General features: G+C 58.4%; 11 protein-coding genes. 3 read left to right on the top strand and 8 right to left on the bottom strand.

What is annotated here, in order from left to right; all coding sequences use genetic code 11:
- The first annotated feature begins 33 nt into the window (after window positions 1-33).
- Window positions 34-1,566: an ABC transporter substrate-binding protein gene (locus EXY20_RS17680; RefSeq protein ID WP_135553428.1), complete on the top strand. Its 1,533-nt coding sequence runs from the start codon at window positions 34-36 to the stop codon at window positions 1,564-1,566.
- A 78-nt stretch (window positions 1,567-1,644) separates the two neighbouring features.
- Window positions 1,645-6,075, top strand: a complete 4,431-nt coding sequence (locus EXY20_RS17675; RefSeq protein ID WP_167859324.1) for a carbohydrate binding domain-containing protein — start codon at window positions 1,645-1,647, stop codon at window positions 6,073-6,075.
- Window positions 6,076-6,131: 56 nt separating this feature from the next.
- On the opposite strand, the gene EXY20_RS17670 is transcribed toward EXY20_RS17675, so the two are convergent.
- The 8 genes from EXY20_RS17670 to EXY20_RS17635 all read right to left on the bottom strand — a co-directional run bounded on the left by EXY20_RS17670 (window position 6,132) and on the right by EXY20_RS17635 (window position 17,576).
- Window positions 6,132-7,223 carry a zinc-binding dehydrogenase gene (locus EXY20_RS17670; protein WP_167859323.1) on the bottom strand — a complete coding sequence of 364 codons (1,092 nt, stop codon included), beginning with the start codon at window positions 7,221-7,223 and terminating at the stop codon, window positions 6,132-6,134.
- A 37-nt stretch (window positions 7,224-7,260) separates the two neighbouring features.
- A complete protein-coding gene (locus EXY20_RS17665) occupies window positions 7,261-11,025 on the bottom strand; it encodes a beta-galactosidase trimerization domain-containing protein (protein WP_167859322.1) in 3,765 nt (1,254 codons plus the stop codon).
- 85 nt (window positions 11,026-11,110) lie between these two features.
- Entirely contained in the window at window positions 11,111-12,742 is a 1,632-nt protein-coding gene (locus EXY20_RS17660; RefSeq protein WP_135553424.1) for an extracellular solute-binding protein, read from the bottom strand.
- Window positions 12,743-12,847: 105 nt separating this feature from the next.
- The gene (locus tag EXY20_RS17655; protein ID WP_135553423.1) at window positions 12,848-13,726 is read right to left on the bottom strand and encodes a carbohydrate ABC transporter permease; all 879 of its coding nucleotides are present in this window, start codon (window positions 13,724-13,726) and stop codon (window positions 12,848-12,850) included.
- A gap of 51 nt (window positions 13,727-13,777) precedes the next feature.
- A complete protein-coding gene (locus EXY20_RS17650; protein ID WP_407944924.1) occupies window positions 13,778-14,731 on the bottom strand; it encodes an ABC transporter permease in 954 nt (317 codons plus the stop codon).
- A gap of 38 nt (window positions 14,732-14,769) precedes the next feature.
- Window positions 14,770-15,432, bottom strand: coding sequence for a sugar phosphate isomerase/epimerase family protein (locus EXY20_RS17645; protein ID WP_167859321.1), 663 nt, complete (start codon window positions 15,430-15,432; stop codon window positions 14,770-14,772).
- 209 nt (window positions 15,433-15,641) lie between these two features.
- Window positions 15,642-16,628 (bottom strand): Gfo/Idh/MocA family protein, encoded by a 987-nt coding sequence (locus EXY20_RS17640; RefSeq protein WP_167859320.1) that lies wholly within the window; start codon window positions 16,626-16,628, stop codon window positions 15,642-15,644.
- Window positions 16,629-16,643: 15 nt separating this feature from the next.
- Window positions 16,644-17,576 carry an acetylxylan esterase gene (locus EXY20_RS17635; RefSeq protein ID WP_167859319.1) on the bottom strand — a complete coding sequence of 311 codons (933 nt, stop codon included), beginning with the start codon at window positions 17,574-17,576 and terminating at the stop codon, window positions 16,644-16,646.
- A 141-nt stretch (window positions 17,577-17,717) separates the two neighbouring features.
- Between EXY20_RS17635 and EXY20_RS17630 the strand changes: the two genes are divergently transcribed.
- Window positions 17,718-19,985, top strand: coding sequence for a helix-turn-helix transcriptional regulator (locus tag EXY20_RS17630; RefSeq protein ID WP_135553418.1), 2,268 nt, complete (start codon window positions 17,718-17,720; stop codon window positions 19,983-19,985).
- Window positions 19,986-20,007 lie beyond the last annotated feature (22 nt).

Below are 20,007 nucleotides of genomic sequence, written 5' to 3'. Positions count from 1 at the left end.
AATAGAGAAGTACACACTGAGGAGGTCGTTGGATTGGAAACGAACAAACAAAAGGTGCGGGGACGAAGGTTGGCGACGGCATTGGCCGCTATTGTCGGGTTCGCCGCTCTGCTCGCCGGCTGCTCGTCGGCCACGAACGAAGGAGCGTCGCCGAAACCAGGCGGCGGAGCGGCAGCTTCGCCAGCCGCGGCGACAGCCCCGGCCGCAACCGTCTCGCCGAAGCCGGCGGAGCTGAAGCCGGTGCAGCTGGTCTGGTATTTGCGGCAGGCGAAGCCGCAGAATGACCAGGCGGTCATTCAGAAGTTCAATGAAATGGTCAAGGCCAAAATCAACGCCACGGTCGAATTCAAATTTCTGAATCCCGGCGATTACGACGACAAGATGAAGCTCGTGATGTCGTCCGGCGAGGCGTACGATCTGGCGTTCACCGCTTCCTGGTCGAACAACTTCGCGAACAATGTGAGCAAAGGCGCCTACTTGCCGCTCGACGCCTACATCGAGCAGTATCCCGCCATCAAAAACATGTATACGCCGCAAATCTGGGAAGCGCTCAAGACGAACGGCAAAACGTACGGCATTCCCAACCTGCAAATTATGGCCACCGGTCAAGGGATCGCCTTCCAGAGCGAGATTGTCAAGCAGCACGGAATCGATCTCGGCAAAGTGAAGAGCCTGGAAGATTTGACGCCGATCCTGCAAAAGGTGAAGGATAATAATCCCGGCGTATACCCCGCCCGCAACGGCAATATCGCGCTGACGACCTTCAACAAGTATTATCCGAGTGTCGCCGGATTTATGATCGATCCGGCCACGATGACCGTAATGGCCGATTACGATTCCCAAATGAAGCCGCGCTACGACCTTATGCGCGAATGGAACCAGAAGGGCTTCTTCCCGCCCGATGTAGCCACGCTCAAAAACGAGGACGAGCTGCTGAAAGCCGGCAAAATATTTGCCATGTTCAGACGCAGCAAGCCCGGCACGGAAGCGGAGTGGAAAGCCAAATACGGACGGGACTTCATGCAGCTTGACACGGGTACGCCGACGATCAATCAGGCGGCCGTGCTGTCGACCGTAACCGCCGTCAGCCAAACGTCGAAAAATCCGGACCGCGCCGTCATGCTGTACAACCTGCTGCTTACCGACAAGGAAATTTATAATGTGCTCGTGAACGGCATCGAGGGGCAGGATTACACGAAACTGTCGGCCAACCGGATCGAACCCAAGAAGGACGGCTACACGATTCTGAACTGGGAAATCGCCAGCGTATTCAACAGCTATCTGATCCCCGGTCAGGCCGACGACGTCTGGGAGCAAACCAGGAAGCTTAACGACAGCTCGATCATCGACCCGCTGGTAAGCTTCAACTTCAATCCGGCACCGGTGCAAAGCGAGCTCGCCCAAATCAATGCGGCAAACTCGGAATTCAATCCGATTCTGCTGAACGGGATGGCCGACGTAGCGACGACGCTGAAGCAAAAAACGGACAAGATGAAAGCCGCCGGTGTCGACAAAGTCATTGCCGAAATCAACAAGCAGCTGGCGGAGTGGAAAACGAAAAAGTAAACGCGGAGCGCCCCATCCCGGCTTCGTGCGCACGCAGCCGGGATGCGCGCTCGCATAAGTCAGGGGAGGCGAAATGATATGGAGAACGCTCGAAAAAACAAACGATGGATGGAACGGTTGCCGGGCTGGATCGTGTTCTTGCTGTTCGCGGCGATGATGCCGGCAATCGGACCGGCCACCCCGGCTTCGGCCGCTGGCGCGACTTATTATGTAGCGACGAATGGAAGCGATTCCAATCCGGGCACGTTCGACTCGCCTTTCCGCACGATCCAGCATGCGGCCGACGTCACGGCTCCCGGCGACACGGTGCTCATCAGGGGCGGCACTTACCGGGAAACCGTAAATGTCACCCAATCGGGAACGGCGTCCGAACCGATTGTATTCGCGCCTTACGAGGACGAGAGCGTGACGATCAGCGGAGCCGATCTTGTCCCGAACAACTGGCAGTCGCATAGCGGGAATATTTATAAAACCAATGTCGCCATGGCATTGGCAGACGGCAACCAAGTATTCGTCGGCGGCGCTCTCGCCCACGAAGCGCGCTGGCCCAACTTCGGACCGGGCAGGCTGGTTGCGCCGCAAACGGCGACGACCGGAACGGGAACGACGGCAACGTCGATCCGCGATACCAACATGCCGAACATCGATTTGACCGGCGCGCGGCTGTGGGTGACGGGCAACTACCGCTTCGTCGCATGGACCAGCACCATCACCGCTTCGAGCGATCATACGATCTCGTTCGATTCCTATTCGCCGGACACGCAAAACGACGTAACACCGCTTACGAGCCAATACTTTTTGTCCGGCAAGCTCGGCTTGCTGGACGAAGCGAACGAATGGTATTACGACGAGGCCGCCGGGTCGCTGTACCTGTGGGTGCCGGGAGGCGGCAATCCGGGCGGCACGGTGGAAGTAAAACGACGGTCGATCGGCATCGATCTGATCGGGAGCTCCTTCGTCACGTTCGAACGCATCGGCCTGTTCGCCGCAACGATCAACACTTCCACCCGGCACGACGGAGACCGCCGCGCCGTCATCGCGGGTCAAGGAAGCACGCTTGCGCAAACGGTGTACGGCCTCCAGCCGTACACGAGCTATATGTTCTCCGGCATCATCGCCGCCACGGACGGCGAGCAGGTGCGTGTTGGCGTCGCCAATTACGGCGGCAGCGAACAAACGTATACGACAAGGCAAAATTATCGGCACGTGTTCCAGCTCCGGTTCACGACCGGCAGCAACACGAGCGCGGACATTTACATGACCAAGGACAGCGGCGGCGGAGCTGCCTACGGGGACGGCTTCGGGATCATCGACGCCGTCGGCAGCAATCTGGTTCCCGACGGCAGCTTCGAGGACACCGCCCTTTCGCACTGGACCGTCACCGGCACCGCCTACAGCGAAGCCGGCGCGAATGCGACGGACACCGTGCTCGACGGCATCGATGCGACCTATATCTCGCACGACGCCAAGCTGACCTCGTATTACGTTTCCGAAACATTCGCGGGCATTTACTTCGGCGGGGAACGCAATACGATCCGCAACAGCCGCATCGCGAACAGCTCGGGCAACGGCGTCTATGTCGACGGCACGGACAACAGGCTGGTGAACAATGAATTCATCGACTGCAATTACAACGGCACCGGCGACGCCTGCATCCGCTTCAGCTCGCGAAGCGAGGGCACCTTGGTCAGCCATAACACGGCCCAGCACGCAGGACGCAGCATCACGACCGGCTGGGGCCGCAACAGCCGGATCCAGTACAACGACTTCGGCTACGCCGGCTATTTGACCGAAGATCTCGGCATCATGTACGGACCGTGGACGGACGGAGAAGGCACGCAAGTCGATCACAACTTGGTGCACGACAATCTGGCGCCCCGACACGGACACGGCATCTATCTCGACAACGGCACGCACAATTTCCTTGTCTTCCGCAACAAGGTGTATAACCTGCCGGCCGAATCCTATGGCATTTTCCTCAACGTGCCCGGCGAGTACAACATCGTCGCCAATAACGACGGCAGCGTCGGCGGCGGTTACGCGGTCATTTTCCCCGACGATCAATGGGGCACGCTGATTGCCAACAACAAGGGCGACGTATCGGCCAGGCTCAGCAAGGAATCGAAATGGCTGGCCAACGATCCGGCCGGCGGCACGGATGCCGGCGTCGTCGTTCCGGGCATAACGGACGGCTACACCGGCCAGGCGCCCGATATCGGCGCGGACGAACAAGGTGCGGCAAGCTGGACCGCCGGCCGCGATTTCGCGAATCCGCCCGATCCGGCGTTTACGAGCATCGTCGCGCCATACCGCAACACGCTCGCGAACGGTGGCTTCGAATCCGGCACGATGACGGGCTGGACAGCCGCAGGTACCGGCACCCAGGAATTGTCGATCATGCTGCCCGACGGCTTCCGCAATCCGTACAGCACGACGCATACCGGATCCATCGCTCTGCGCTTCGACGGCGACGCCAGCAGCTTGTCCCAAACCGTAACCGGCCTGATGCCGTCCACCGCCTATACGTTCGGCGTATGGATGCGAGTGAACGCGGGAGCAACCGGCCAACTCCGCGTAAGCGGAACGAGCTTGCCGGATCAGGAGCTGTCGGTGGCAGATACCGGCGGCACCTGGTTGCGGCAGCAAGTCCGGTTCGCGACCGGGACCGCGGATACGAGCGCCGTCGTTACCGTCGCCAAAACGACGAGCGGACCCGATGCCGTCTACATGGACGATGCCGGCGTCGCCCCGGATTTGTTCAATCCGGATCTGTATTCGCTGCTGAACAACGGCGGCTTCGAGCTGAATACGGCCGACTGGACCACGGCTGGCGCCTCGTATTCGCGCGATACCGCGAACAAGCGCAGCGGCAGCTATTCCGGCAAGTCGTCCGCACGCATCGCCGCATGGGCGGGACTGCGGCAGAACGTCCAGGTCGTGAACGGCAGAACGTACCGCGCGACCGCATGGGCGAAGCTGGCCAGCGGAGCGGACTGGGCCCGGCTCGGCATCTCCTACACGGTCGGCGGCAACACGGTGACCCGCATGCTGGCGGAAAACACGATCGGCAGCGCGGGCTTCAACGAATTGAGCGGCACTTACACGATTCTAGAAGCCGGTCCCGTAACGAATGCGCAACTCTTCGTACTGACCTACTCCTCGACAGCCGATCTGTACATTGACGATTTCTCGTTCCGGGAGACGGGCGGGCTGCTGACGAACGGCGGCTTCGAATCGGGGAGCGGCTCCTGGACGGCGTCCGGTGCGACGTTGGCGCGCGATTCGGCCGTCGTTCATAGCGGCGTATACGGCGGGAAGGCGACAAGCCGGAGCGGCCCGACATCGTCCCTGCGGCAAAGCGTGACGCTGAAAAACGGGCAAACGTACGATTTTTCCGGCTGGTCGCGGCTCGGCTCGGGAACGGACACCGTCAAGCTGACGGCAGCCGTCGTCGTAGGCGGCACGACGTATTATCGCGACATCGCCACGGCTGCGGTGCCGTCCAACTCCTGGCGGCAGCTGAAAGGCACCTATACGTTCGCCGAGAGCGGCCCGATCGACAGCGCGACCGTCTATTTTCAGACGGCGTCCTCGACGGCGGATCTGTACACGGACGACATGGCGGTGAACCGCTCACTGCAGCCGCTGATCAACCCCGGCTTCGAAAGCGGCGCGCTCTTCTGGTCCGGCGTGAGCGCAACCGTCGCCGCGAACACGGCGGACCGCACGAGCGGGCTTGCATCCGCGTTGGTTACCGCAAGAGCGTCGGCGAATGCCGGTCTCTCGCAGCCCGTCACGCTGGTGAACGGCATGACATATACCGTATCCGCCTGGGCCAAACTCGCATCGGGCACGGATACGGGCGAGCTGGTGGCCAAAGTGACCGTAAACGGCGCGACTTACTACCGTACGCTCGCTTTCGCGGCGCTCTCCTCGTCCGCGTGGACGCCGATCCGCGGCACGTATACGTTCAGCGAGGCGGGACCGATCGCAAGCGCGGAGCTGCTTGTGCGTACGACTTCGACAACGGCCAGCCTTGGCGTCGATGAAGTCGCGCTTGAACCGCTGGCGAATGTGTTTGCCAACGCTTCGTTCGAGAACGGAACGAGCGGGTGGACCGCTATTTCGTCGAGCATCGCGGCCGATTCCGGCGTCTTTCACAGCGGTGCGTACGGCGGTAAAGTATCGGGCAGAACGGCCACCTATTCGGCGATGATCCAGAATGTCCCTTTGACGAACCATACGCTGTACTATGTATCGGTGTGGGCCAAACTCGCCAGCGGCACCGATACCGCCAAGCTGCTGGCCAAATTTACCGTGAACGGAGCGACCGTTTACCGCACCGTGCTCAGCGGCACGATCAACGACGCTCAGTGGACGCAGCTCTCCGGCTACTACGCGGTCGACGAACCCGGCACGCTGACCTTGTCCGGCTTGTATTTGACGACAAACTCATCGCTTGCGAATCTGTACAGCGACGACTATCTCATGTATCCCGTCGGGCGGTAACGGCCAGCGGCACCTGTCGGGCGCGATGTTCAACCGCCCGACAGGCGATCCTTCGCTTATCGCCGCGACGCGTCAGTCCAATCGAGCAGCACGCCAATCGCCTTGTCCTTGTCGTGAAGCAGCAGCTCGTAGGCGCGAGCGGCTTCCGTCCAGGAAAGCATGTGCGTGATCAGCGGCTCGACCGCCAGCTGCCGCCGCACGATCAGGTCAAGCACGTACCGCAACGTATGCGCCTCCGCCGGTACGCCTTCCAGGCCTTTGATGCGGTTGTGCGCGCCGATGAGCGAAACGCCCCGGCTGTGAATATGCCGGTAAAGGTCGATCTCCGCCGAAGCGCGAGGCGAGCCGAGCAAGATGACTTGCCCGAGCGGGCGGACAAGCTGCAGCGCAGGCGTCACAAGCGCGGGATTGCCCGTCGCTTCGACAACGACATGCGGCGCTTCGCCGCCGGCAAGCGCCCCGATATGGGCAGCGAGCTCCTCCTCCGTCATCCCGGTCGAATGAACCGTCCGTTCGATTCCAACATCCCGCGCAGCCGCAACCCGGCGCTCGACGACGTCTACCCCGATCACCCGCGCCCCTTGCAACGCAAACAGCTGCGCGGCCAAGTTGCCGATTAGCCCCAAACCAAATACCACAACAAGGTGACCTGGGGCAATGCGGGCCTGGACCGTGGAGGCGGTCGCGATTTCGGCCAGCTTGGCGAACAAGACATGCTTCGCAATCGCTTCGTTTGGCAGCGGCACTACATGTTGCTCCGCATACGGAATGCAATCGTACGTCGCATGATGGCCTGTCGCCAGCACCCGCATTCCGGCTGTGATCCCGCATACGCTCCTGCCTGCGGCGATCACCTCGCCAACCGAGGCGTAACCCGGAAAGAACGGCAGCTTCGCCCAGCGGTTGGCCGGATTCGGCAGCTCGACGTGCGTGCCGGTGAACAACGCCAGCTCGGTGCCCGGACTGATCAGACTGACGGCCGTGCGAATCAGCACATGATCGTCCGGCAAGCTTGCAAGCGGCCACGCCGCAGGCTCGGCGTCGACCTTGAACGCCTCGGGAAATTTCCATTTGACCCCGCGAAAAACCTTTTGCCCATTCATATCGTTCATGCCGCTCAACCCGTCCCTGTCATTTGCCGCGTTCATCTCGTTCAAGTCCCTCCATCCGCCTGCGCTGTCGGACTCACCGGATTTCGAACGCCGCATGCGCTTCCTTCCCGGTGGCGGCGTCCTTGACGGTAATCCGCCACTCGCCCTGCTTTTCGTTCCAAGGGAACCGCATGTCGATCCGATGCTCGCGCCCCGTCACGGCAACATTGCCGCTGTACAGCCAGGCATGTTCTCCCTTGGGATCTATCACATTGATGGCGAGCACGTTGGCGTAAGCGCCAGCCGGCTTGTCGCTGGCAATACGCACGACGGCCGCAAGCGACCCGCCTCGCTGCGCGGCGGCAGGAATGTCTAGGGAGATGCCCTCCACCCGGTGCGGCAACACGGCGTACAGCTTCGTATCCCCCGCCTCCATCCTTGCTGCAGCGGTGTCGGTCAGACCAAGATACTCTCCAGCGCGTATATCGTACACGTGACCTTGCCGAGCAAACGCAGCCCGCAAGCGAATGTTCCGGCTGTCGCCGTCTCCTCCGCCGCCGACAGCCAAGCCGTCATGACCGAGCGCCTTTGCCCCCAATTGATGCTGGATGCCGATGTAGACGGCTTCTCCGTCTCGGTAATAGAAGCTTTCAAAGCCCATCTCGAAAGGATTGTCCCCACTGTCGAGGAGCGTCGCCGGCTTAACGATTCCGGCCAGCTTGAGCATGTTGCCCACAATTGCGCGAAGGCCAAAGCCGCCGTTGCCGTCCATGCGCAGCTGCGGGTATTGATCGGCGGCCATGTTCAGGTAGATGCCTTTGCCCCTGCCGAATTGATGGACGACGACCGCAGCCGCCTTGCCGAGAAAATCGTCATGTCCGGCAGCGATCCCGCCATGCTCGCGCGTGCCGATTTCGGCGATGACAATACCGGACTCCGCTTCTTCGCGACCGGGATGGTGACAGACCGCAAAATCGAAATGCGTGAAGCCGGGATTCGCCCTCAGTCCGTTGTTGATATAGAACGGCTTGGCTCTGCGGGTCAATCGTTCGATTCCGAACAGATCGTCAAGCTTCCCCGACGGAAACAACCGGCAATGCTCGTCCATAAGGCCAGTCTGCAAATCGCCGACGACGATGCCGCCGGAGGCGGCGAATTGGCGAATTTGCTCCGCCTCCGTTTCGCTGAGCGCAATCGAATATGGCAGAATCAATAGCCGGTACCCCTGCAGCTCCCCCGCTTCGATCTGCTGGCTGGCGACAAAATCATACTGATAGCCGAGGTCTTCCAGCAGGTGAATCCAGCCTTGCCGGTTCGCTTCGAACCGCGTTTTGTCATCCATGATAAACGAGCCGTGGATCGATGCCATCGAATAATGAACGGCGATGCCGAGCGAGTCCCGCTTCGCGGCATGCAGCAGCAGCTTGCCGATTCCCTTGCGCTTCAGTTCGAGAAATGCGACGCTCATATCGCGCGCGGAACGGCTGTAAGTAAAGTCGGGATTGAGACAGCTGTACTCCCAGAAAATGCTGATGAGCGTAACACCGTGGAACACGGCGTTCCAGATGCGGTTGCGGACGTACGCGCCGTCCGCGCCATACCCGAACCAGGCGCCGATAATCGTATCCGGTCTCGCAAACGAACGGTGGAGCTCGTATTGGTTGCCCGATGAATAAGCTTCGAAATAGCCGACATGGCGGTGAAGCTCGTAATAGTCGTAGCCGGAAAAAGCGGTGGAGGCCTGGCAGCCGGACATCCGGATAACGCCGCCGGCGTCCTCGCTCCGAATGATGGCGCCGATGTTCCGGTATGCATCCGCGAACGTCATTTCCATGAACTGCCGATGATCGGCCCACGGTGCGAATTGCCCGCTTGCCTGGGCTTCCTCCATCGTGAAAGGAACGACATCGTCCCAGCTCGGGAATTGTGTGCCCCAGGCATCATTCAACCGCTCCAACCCGCCGTATTCGTACCCGAGCCACCGGCGCATTTCCTTCATGCAATGCTGACAGAAGCACAAGTCTAGCTCATCCACGTAGCAAGTGAGCGAACCTTCGTCGTTGGCAAAGTAGGAAACGGGGCCGAACCGCTTGTTCTCGCGGATGACCGCCCTCATGTTCCGTTCGGTATGCTCCCAGAATGCCGGATCGTTCAAACACGGGTATCGGTGCAAATACGTCTTGTCCTTGGTGCGGAGATACATTTCCTTGCGCTCGACGTAACCTCCCCGATGATACCAGTAAATGCCAAGTCCTTCCACTCCCGACATCGTCAGCGTCTGCGGGCTGCCGGGGAACAGCCCGGTTACCCCCATGCCGCGGAAGAGCCGCCCGACAAGCGGCAGCCACTCTCCTTGACCGCGATTCTGCGGGCACATGAATACTTCGAAATCGTCGATTGCACGCTGCGCGGGCGCAACCGCAACGCGCGGCGTCTCCAGCCGCTGAACACGGAAGCCGTCAATGAATAGTTCGGCGCGAAAGCGAATGTGCAGCGACCTGACATCGGTTGTATCGAATACAAGCGACAATTCGCCGTCCCTAGACACATTGGCCTGGCGCATTGCTAGCAGGCGGTCGAAATCGTCGACAACGGACAGTTCGACGCCGGCAGGTCCGCCCTCCAAGCGGAACGTCGCCGTAACGGTTTCACCCGCAACGGCAGCGGACGGCTCGCACGAGGCGGCCGTCAGCCGCGAAACAAGCGGATAACGGACTGCAACCGTCGCCCAATCCAGCAACGCGCCTTCCTTCATCAAATTGATTTCGACCCGGTACTCTCCTCCCGCCTTCAGGCACTCCGGCAACGCGACGTCAAATCCGGCAGCCGTTCCTTCCTCCACCGCTCCATCGTCGTTGTCCTTGATCGCATACGCGATCGTACAACCCGCGTCCCATTGAGGCGTTACGGCAATGCCGCCTTCCCGGACCGTCACGGCGGTTAGGCTGTTCGGCTGCTCCCGCCTGGCCGCCCACAGAATGCTGCGATAGATCAGTTCGTAAAAATAGTCCAAGTACGGGAAGGAAAGGCTGTGCCTGGCACCTCCCCATTTCTCGACAATGCCGTCAAACGTCGACTCCGCTCCCGTAAAGGCGCTGTGTTGAGGGAGAATGTCGCGAGGATAAAAGCCGAATGCCGCGACCCTGCCCGATCCGTATTCTTGGACGGCAGCGATCGGATCGCCGGAGACGGAAGCGATTATCGTTTCGCCGACGGAATCGTAAGGGTAATACGCAATGTCCCGATACGGAAACAAGTCGAACGGAATACCGCTGGCGATATAGTGGCTGCCGGGAACCCACGCTTCCGAACGCAGCGCGTCGAACGCGATGGCCGGGTATCCTCCTCCGGCGTTTGCATCGGTGCCGAACCCTTCCTCGAAGCGATTGATCAACGGAGACAACCGCTGCAACTCGCCGGACGGCTCCATGTCGGCGCCGTGAAACGGCTTGATCAGCACCAACCCCTCCCCTGCGGCGACGCGTCGCTCGATCGCCTGACGCGTTCGTTCCGAGAAGTGGGACCAGCCGTTCACGCCGGGAATAACCATCGCGTCAAACTTCTCATCCGACGTGACGACCCTCTCCAAATTTTCCAACATGATCCTGAAGTCGCCAATCGACGCCCGTACATCGTAAAAGTCGCCGAAACCCCATTTGTTAAGATCCCACGCCCTGTCGTATGTCACGGTTCGATAATCGATTCCGGTCCGGCGGACCAGCTCCACGATTTCTCTCCCGGTGCGGACGCTCGGCAGGAACAGCACCTTCGGTTTCTCTCCCGCAAGCAAACGGAGCCGTTTCGGGACATCTGTACCGATTTCGGCGGAATAGTCGATATCGTATCGTTTCGCAGTCAAGTTGTTCCCTCCATCCTCCAACCCATGATAACCCGAAGCCGGAAAGAAAACGGATGGGAGAGCTACCTCCCCATCCGTTCGCATCTTATTCCCATTCGCCGCCTATGCCGGCTTCTTTCATCAGCTTGTTCACGTCATCGATGACCTCCTGGCCGCCGCCCGATAAATATTCCTTCACCGCCGCATCCCAATTGTCGATCGACTCCTGGCCGACGACCATCTTGACATGATGCACATTCAGCTTCTTGGTAAGCTCGGACTGTTTGGCATCGTACAATTCGGAATGCACCCGATTGATCGGATCCATGTACACCTGGGTATTTTTCAGCACGGCCACGGCGTTCTTGATAAAGCTTTGCGTAAACGGCTCCTGCATCAGCTTTTCGGGTTCGTTGGCCTCGTCGTTCGGCGCCCATCCGCGGTTTGTCATGTAGTTCTCCGGTTGCGTTTCCTGCGCCTCGTCCTTGTCGATCGCGAAGCCGTTGACCATCGTGTATCCCGTATTGACGCCGCCGTTCTTCCAGTTGAAATATTCGTTGTTCGGCGTACGCTGGTCGACCGGAATAAAGGTGCGGAATTCGTCCAGCATCAGCAAGATCCGATTGATCTTGTCCGGGTCGTTCTTGATGCCGGCATTCAGGGCGAACATCTCGTAATAGCCGGACAAGCCGAGGAAACCTTTCTTCCCGTCTTCCTGCGCGAACGGCGGGATGACCGCGATTTCCGCATTCGGCGCAACCTTCTTCAGGTTCTCGAACCGCTTGGACGAAATGTCATACGGCTGCTCGTAGAAGATGCCGTATTTGCCGGCGAAGAAATCGTTGCGGATGTCGCCGATTTTGGCAACCGGCCAATCCTTGTTGAGCGCGCCGGCGGCATACAGGTCGCGGAGCACTTCGATTTGTTTCTTGAAGCCCGGAGAGATCAGCCCCGGAATAAATTGACCGGCGGCGTTCTTGTGGTACCAGCCGCCGTCCCAGGCCGCTCCCATTGGAACGCCGTATGTAATCGAGCCCGCCGCCGTGTTGACCATTCCGACGCCGTACGTATCGTCCTTGCCGTTCCGGTCCGGATCGTTCTTGGCGAAAGCTATGGCGACTTTCGTCAATTCGTCATAATTGGTTGGCATCTTCAAGCCGAGATTATCCAGCCAGTCTTTGCGGATGATCGGTTTTTTGCCGTATTTTTTCGGAAAGTAGTCCGGAATGGCGTATATTTTGCCGTTTACGGTAACGGCGTCCCACACGCTTTTCGGAATCGCCTTCAACGTCGGATATTTGTCGATGTACTCATTGAGCGGCAGGAATGCGCCTTGCTTGGCCCACTTGACGAAGTTGGCGTCAACCGTTTCCATGCCGATCATATCGGGCAATCCGCCGCCGGCCATCACGACGGGAAGCTTGTTTGCATACTCGTCATAAGGGACGTATTGCGATTTGAAATCGACATTGTACCGCTCGTTGATCGCTTTGACGCCGGCTCCGTCCGGCGAATACACCGGCGCCGCCCAGGTTCCGGCGATTTTGGAAATCGTGATCTTTTTCGTCAAATCCTTTACCGCCTTTGTCGGTGCCGCCGGGCTGGCGGAACTGGCCGGACTGCCCGGCGACGGGGATTGATCCTTGGCGTTGTTGTCGCCGCTGCTGCAAGCGGCAACAGTCGCGATTGCCGCGCCGGCCGTCAAGACGATCAAACCGTTTCTCATTTTCTGTCTCATAGATTTACTTTTCCCTCCCGATTGATGAATCGAATGCTGAATCGAATGCCGTTTCGCGTAACCAGCTTCCGTTGCCGAACTGCGCCTATATCCGACGGACTCCGACTATCCTTTTACGGATCCGAGCATCACCCCCTTGGCAAAGTGGCGCTGCAGAAACGGATATACGAGCAGAATCGGGGCGGTGGCGAGCAGAATCGCCGCCATGCCGATCGTTTCTTCCGGCGGCTCGGAGCCTGCGCGGGCGGCATCCCTGGCGGCGGACAGGCTGTTCGTCGCCTCGTTGAGAAGGACGATCTGGCGCAGGATGACTTGCACGGTCCATTTGGTCGAGTCGTTCAAGTACAGAATGGCTGTAAAATACGTGTTCCAATGATACACCGCATAGAACAGGCCGAACGCCGCCAATGCCGGCTTGGCGAGCGGAATAATGACCCGCAAGAAGCTCTGCAGCTCGTTAGCCCCGTCGATGACCGCCGCATCGTTGAGCTCCTCCGGAATGCTCGTGAAAAACTCCCGCATCACAATCAAATTGAAGGCATTGATAGCCGTCGGAACAATCAGCGCCCAATAGGTGTCGAGCAAGCCTGTCGCCTTGACGATCAAATAGGTCGGTATGATCCCGGGAGAGAACATGAACGTAAACAGAACAAGGAACATGAAAAAATTTTGGCCGGCCAGTCGCCGGGTTAGCGCATAAGCCATGCTGGCGGTCATCGCCAAGTTGACCAATGTGCCCGCAACCGTTACGAAAATCGTAACGCCGACCGAACGAATGAATTCTTTCGATTCGAAAATGTACTCGTAAGCGTCCAAGACCCACTCTTTCGGCCATAGCAGCAAATCGACAGATAAATAGTCTTCGTACGTAGCGAACGACACGACGACGATATAATAGAAAGGAAAAAACATAACAAGGGCAACTACGGCAAGCAAAATAATATTCATCGAATCCCCGAGCTTTTCCCAAGCCGTTCGTTTCATCGACCGGTGCAACCCCTTTCTTGCTTTTAATAAGTCGATATGGCGACCGCTCTAATAGATGCCTTGTTCGCCGAAACGTTTGGCCAATCGGTTCGCACCGACGATAAGGACGAGCCCGACCGCTCCCTTGAACAATCCTACGGCGGTGCCGAAGCTGAAATCGGCTTGTTGGATCCCTTTGAAATAGACATAGGTGTCCAGAACGTCACCCGCTTTCATCACAAACGGATTCAGCATGAGAAAAATTTGCTCGAAGCCGGAATCAAGCACATTGCCGAGACGAAGAATGAGCAGGATGACGACCGTGCCGCGAATAGCCGGCAGCGTCACGTGCCAGATTCGTCTCCAACGTCCGGCGCCGTCCACGACCGCCGCTTCGTACAGGCTTGGATTGACGCCGGCCAGCGCAGCAAGGAATATGATCGTGCCCCAGCCCGATTCTTTCCAGATCACTTCAATAACGATGATTGGCATGAACAAACTCGGCTCTTGCAAAAAGACGATCGGCTCCCTGCCCATCCATTCCGTAATGTGATTGATAACGCCGTCGCTTCTGAGAAATACGGTAGCGATCCCGATCACGACGACCCAAGAAAGAAAATAAGGCAAGTATACGATCGATTGCGTGATGCGCTTGAACCGATCGCTGCGCAGCTCGTTCATCATAATCGACAGCACGACCGGAACCGGAAAGGCGAATATGATTTGCAGAAAGGACAACCATAATGTGTTGCGGATGACGCGAAGGACTTCCGTGTCGTCGAATATGCGGGCAAAGTGTTTCCACCCGACCCAGTCGCTTTTAAGAAAACCTTGATAAGGGCTGAAGTCCTGGAACGCAATAATATTCCCCAGCATAGGGACATAACGATAGACGATAAAATAGGCCAGGCCCGGAATAAGCAACATGAAACCGTACCGCTGTTTCCATATGCGCGCGGAGAGAGACGGTTTGTATGGCTTGACCGGATGATTGGCCGCCGCGGGCGAGCGGGGAATGCTCAAGATCGCCCCCTCCTTTCGATTCGATGCCCCCATGGGACTTATAATATCGGGAGAACAATGACCCGCTTGTTCGGCGTGTCTTTGAAATGAACGTGGCGAATCGATGAAGCAAGCTTCCCGACTGTCTTTTCCGGGCTTTCGCCGGACGGGGCGCCGCCTGTATGATGTTTGGCCGTATTTCCCATATCCCAAAGCACGCCAAAACGACCGGGTCCGACCTTGCGAACGATATTCGCCACATCGTCCGCCAAGCAAAAGTCTCCATGCGTCTCCAGCAGCACGGTTACATCTCTGCCCGCTGCATGTCCGCATAACGTGCGAAGTCCGTGCACAACTTGATGAACCGTTTCCTCTTTGCTGCCGAACTCGGGAACCGTTCCCCCGAATACTCGGATATACGGGGCGCAGAGCCGCTGAGCGAGCTCGATGGCCGCCATTCCTTCTTCTACGGCGCGTACGAACCCGCTTTTATCGTGGAAGCTGCAGGAAGTTCCCAGACATACGATGTCCAGTTCCCGCTCCCGCAATTGCCGTAACGTATGGGTGATGCGATCCGGCCGGAACGGTTCGCACGCGGCCAGCGACATCTCCCCGTTCACGCCGCGAACCTCGATCCCGTCGTAGCCGAGGGAGGCTGCTTGGTCCAAAATTCGTTCCCAGCTCCATGCCGGGCAGCCTAATGTCGAAAAAGCGATTTTCATTCTGCTCTCCTTCATTGCGCAATCATGACGTTCGCGATCTTCGTCCAGCGTCAGCCGCGCCATAACAGTCGATCTCGCGTTTACTTCAAGAGTAGCGAAATTCGGCAACGAAGCAATGATCTTTATTACGCACATTACGCCAATTTACCTATTCATAATAATTTGGCGAAGAAGTTGAAAATGTGCACACCTCCATTTCGCAGCGCAAATCATTCCGAATTGCCAAAACGGCCCGCCCTGCTGCGGATGCATGCGGCTGCTTCGACCGCTTGCACGGCGGACAGCACATCATCCTCCGGCGCGCGCCCCTCTGCCGCGCAGGAGAGGAATTCCCCGATTTCTTCATGAAATCCGTTGCCGTCTCCCGGACGCGAATCGACCTCCCACAAGTCGCTCACGGCTCCGTCCCTATATTCGATCAGCCGGCCGCAACCGCCGAGCGAGCTTCCGAACGGCAGCTCGGCCACAAGCATCCGATCGCGCGCGTGAACCGTCACCCGTTCGATATTCGCTCCGGACACGGGAGCGAATATCAGATCGACCGCCGTGCCCGAAACAAAGGAACCTCGCGCGGTTATATTCGCAACGCCCTGCGAAATATGCGGCAGTTCCTTGTAAGCGAATTCCAGCTGCGCATAGTCGGATCCCGCCAGAAACCGGGCCGTGTCGAGTCCGTGAATCGCCGTTACCGAAAAATCCCGATCGGTTCGGCGATAACGGATCAGCTCGTAACGAATGTGGTGAATATCACCCGGCGGCAATAGCCCCAGCCTTCCGCGCAGCTCGCGCACGACCGGCATATGACGCCTGTTGAAGGCGACCATCGGTGTGGCCCCATGGATCTGCGCCGCACAATGAATCGTCCGCGCTTCGTCCGCGTTCAAGCCCGGCGGCTTCTCGATCAGTAGGTTGCGGCATCCCGCCGCCATGACGCTTGCCGCCAAGGCGGCGGTCCGATCGGGCGGCACGAGCAGCATGACGGCGTCCGCCCTTTCCGCCGCCAGCATCGTTGCCGCATCGGCATAGCTTCGCGCGAACCCGAACTTGCCGGCGAACGTTGCGGCTCGAGCCGCATCGGTATCGCAGCATGCCGCAAGCCGCAGCTCCGGAGACACAGCCGCATGCGCCGCCAAGGCGGGACCGTGATGCGCGGTTGCGATGTGCCCGCATCCGATCACGAGAATCGATAAGGTCATTGTCATCTTCTCCCTTCATGCATACAGCCGAAACCAGGCTGCCGCCAAATGGATGAACTCGCGCGTATATCGGTGACCGACCCCGTTCAGCAACGTATAAGACCGCGTGCCGGGCAGCCTGGCGAACAAGCTTTCAATCGTATCGGCCGGAGTCGTTTCGTCGGCGGAGCCTGCCGTGAGCAGCACCGGACATGTAAGACGATCGGTATGCGACAAGGTGTCGATATATCCGAGACCGACCCAACCCGCGCCGCGGTCCTCCAGCTTATCAAGCGCCCTCCAGGCTTTGCGGTAGCCGCCCCTGCCGTCCGCAAGCGGAAAGTTGGTCAAATACGGCAGGTCGGCGGCCACGCAGCGAACGCCCCGGTCCCGGAACAGCGAGCCAAGCAGCAACGACGCTCCTCCGCCCTGGCTTGTGCCGAAGAAGGATACGCGGTTCGGCAGCGTATCGCTCCTGCTTGTTGCCCACCGGACGGCAACCGCAACATTCATCAGCCAGTCGTTGTATCCCTTTGTTGCCGAGCTGGCGATTGTATCGGGCAGCACCGGCCATTGCCAGATGCCGTCGACGAACATGGATTCGTCCGGCCCCTCGGGCGTACCATAGCCAAGCGGGGAAACGTGCAGCACATGAAAACCGATTGCCGCAAGCTCCGGGTGCGTACTGATTTCCGAGCCGTAACCCGGCACATGGACGAGCAATGGCGCAGGAGCGGACGCCGCCGGTTGCCAATACGCATAGAACGGGTTTTGTCCCGCGATCGTGAAGCGGATATAACGAAATTCCTCTTCGGCATGATGGATGCCAAGACGATGCGAAAAGCCGTGCAGCGGCAGCTCCTCGATACGGCAATCCGCATCGCAAGCGGCTTGCCAAATCGCCGCTAGCCAGCGTTCGATTTCGTCGCTGCCCGGATAATGGTTCCTTTCGTTTGCTTCTTTGCCCACAAAGCTCAACTCCTTACAATGGAATTAGGGACAATTTATGGTTGCAGCGTTCGTAAAACAACCAAATGTTTTACATTGACACAAGCTTATCGAATGCTATACAAATAAAGGAAGATGGCATGATAAAGGAGGATCTCGATCATGACATGGTTCGCGCGTTTCCGCAGAACGGTAACGAGAGGGAAGCCCCGCGCGTTGTTTGCCTGGTTTCTGGCAGGCTTCGCAATTGTCATCCTGTTGTCCGGCTCGTTTACGCTTTACTCCGTCCTGTTCTTCAGCGATCGGGTGAAGGATGAAGTCATCCAGTACAACACACTTCTGCTCGACTCCGCCACAGAAGACTACGAGAAGCAATTCCAGCTTGTAACCGACGCCGTTCTGCTGTTCTCCATGAGCCTGGACATTGCGTCCCTGAACAAGGAAGAAGTGAACTACCCCATTGCCATGCAGACGAGATCGGCCATCCAGAACTTCCTGAACAATACCTCGCTTCGCATCGACAACCTGATTCTTCTTTTCGGCCAAAGCAGGTTTGCGCTCGACAAAACAAAAGGCAGCTCCTCCGACATCTATTTCAGCCGTTACCTTCGTTATCCCGATTGGGATTCCGCATCCTGGCTTTCCCGTTTCGAACAGGCGGAGACGGCCCATTACCTGCCGAACGCCACCATATCCGAATTTGACGGCAACGGCATGGAGGTTGCCCGTTACCGGCGGATGCCGATCGTGATCCGGAACCATATGATTCCCGATTTTATCCTCATCGCGCTCGTCGACGCGGATCCGATGTACGAATCGTTCTTTCGCTCGGTAAACGACAATTTCTATATACGGGATTCCGCGGGACGGCTGCTGTACAGCCCGGCGAACGCAGATCCCAGCAGGACCGTTGCCTCCGCAGCCCAAGCCTCGCGGCAAGCGGAGGGCGAATACCTGTTCCAGCAAACCGGCTCCTTTACGAAGTTCACCTACTCCTCGGTAATTACCGATGCCAACATCGTTGCCAAAACGCGTTGGGAGAGCTATTTCATCGCCATTCTTGCGGTCATTGTGCTGATTAACGCCGGCATGTCGCTCGTCTTTGCCTTTCAGCTGCGTTCGCCGGTCAAAAGAATGATCGAGGCGCTCCGCCATCCGGACGCCGGTGTCAGCCCGCCATCCAAAATCAAGGAGTTTTCGGAAATCCAGCAGCAAGTGAATCGGATCCTGCAGTCCAATCGGGACATCCGCCGCGATTTGACGGACAAACAAACGATTCTCCGGCAATACGCGGTCATCGACAAGTTCAAGCGAACGAGAAACAGTTTGAATCGTTACCGGGAAACGCAGGAGGTGCAGCAGCCTTTCCGGATTGTGCTGTTCCAAGTCCACTATACCGATTTGCAGGCGGAGCTCGGCTTTTCCAAGGAGCATGCGACCCCGTACATCAAGGAAATCATCGACTTTATGCTCAAAAACGTTTTCCCGGAGTCGCTTTCGCTTCAGATCGAAAGCCAGTTGATCATATCCGTTCTCTTCGGCCATACAGGCGACGAACAGGTGCGCGCCGCAATCGACGGCATCGTCGACATGATGGGGAACGAACGCGACTATTGCTTCCTGACGATCGGCATTGGTCTTGACAGGCCTCAGAACGGCGATTTGACGGAAGCGTATGAAGCTGCCGTTGCCATGCTCGAGACGCGGACATTCGACAGCCCGAACCAGATTGTTGCCGAACCTGCGCAGGCGGCCGAGCAATCGCCGTACTCGCTTGCGCAAGAAGACGAATTCGAGCGGCATCTGGCGGGCGGCAATCGCGAAACGGCGCTAAGCATGATCGACAAGACGATTCGCCAGATGAAGAAGCGGCAAGCGCAGCAGGCGTACGTCGTCGCCTTCGCGGACAACCTCGCCGCCAGAATAGATGCGGGCTGCACGCGCTTGGGATTCAACACGAAGGAACTGCGCGCGATCCGGGCGAAGCTTGGCGATTGCCATACCTACGAGCAGCTGCGAATATGGTTTGACCATTTGCTGCAAGCCGCAGCCGGGTTATACGACTCGCATCGGATCAAACGAGATCCGATTATTGCCTTTGTTGGCGACTACATCGAAGCCAACTATGCATCCGCGATCTCGCTCGATCTGCTTGCCGACAAGCTCGACATCTCGCGCAGTTACCTGTCCACCTACTTCAAGGAGAAGACGGGCATGTATTTCGTCGACTACGTCAACTCGATCCGCATCCGCAACGTGCTTCCTCTGCTTGTGCGGCCCGGTGCGAAGATTCAGGACGCCGCCGCAAGCGTCGGCTACCTGAATATCAATTCCTTCAACCGCATCTTCAAAAAGATGACCGGCGTTACGCCGAGCGAATACCGGATCAATGCCATCGCGGAGGCGGCAAACGACCGCAGCTCCACTTGATCGGCTGTCGCGAGGCTTGCCC

Origin of the sequence: Paenibacillus cymbidii (genome assembly GCF_004764705.1) — a bacterium.
Classification (GTDB): Bacteria; Bacillota; Bacilli; order Paenibacillales; family NBRC-103111; genus Paenibacillus_AN; species Paenibacillus_AN cymbidii.
Note: the sequence above shows the minus strand (reverse complement) of the source record. Positions and strands in the feature narration are given on the sequence as shown.

Coding starts and splice junctions, on each gene's coding strand:
- EXY20_RS17675 (WP_167859324.1), top strand. CDS start 1,645: ATGGAGAACGCTCGAAAAAACAAACGATGGATGGAACGGTTGCCGGGC.
- EXY20_RS17670 (WP_167859323.1), bottom strand. CDS start 7,223: ATGAACGCGGCAAATGACAGGGACGGGTTGAGCGGCATGAACGATATG.
- EXY20_RS17660 (WP_135553424.1), bottom strand. CDS start 12,742: ATGAGACAGAAAATGAGAAACGGTTTGATCGTCTTGACGGCCGGCGCG.
- EXY20_RS17655 (WP_135553423.1), bottom strand. CDS start 13,726: ATGAAACGAACGGCTTGGGAAAAGCTCGGGGATTCGATGAATATTATT.
- EXY20_RS17645 (WP_167859321.1), bottom strand. CDS start 15,432: ATGAAAATCGCTTTTTCGACATTAGGCTGCCCGGCATGGAGCTGGGAA.
- EXY20_RS17640 (WP_167859320.1), bottom strand. CDS start 16,628: ATGACCTTATCGATTCTCGTGATCGGATGCGGGCACATCGCAACCGCG.
- EXY20_RS17630 (WP_135553418.1), top strand. CDS start 17,718: ATGACATGGTTCGCGCGTTTCCGCAGAACGGTAACGAGAGGGAAGCCC.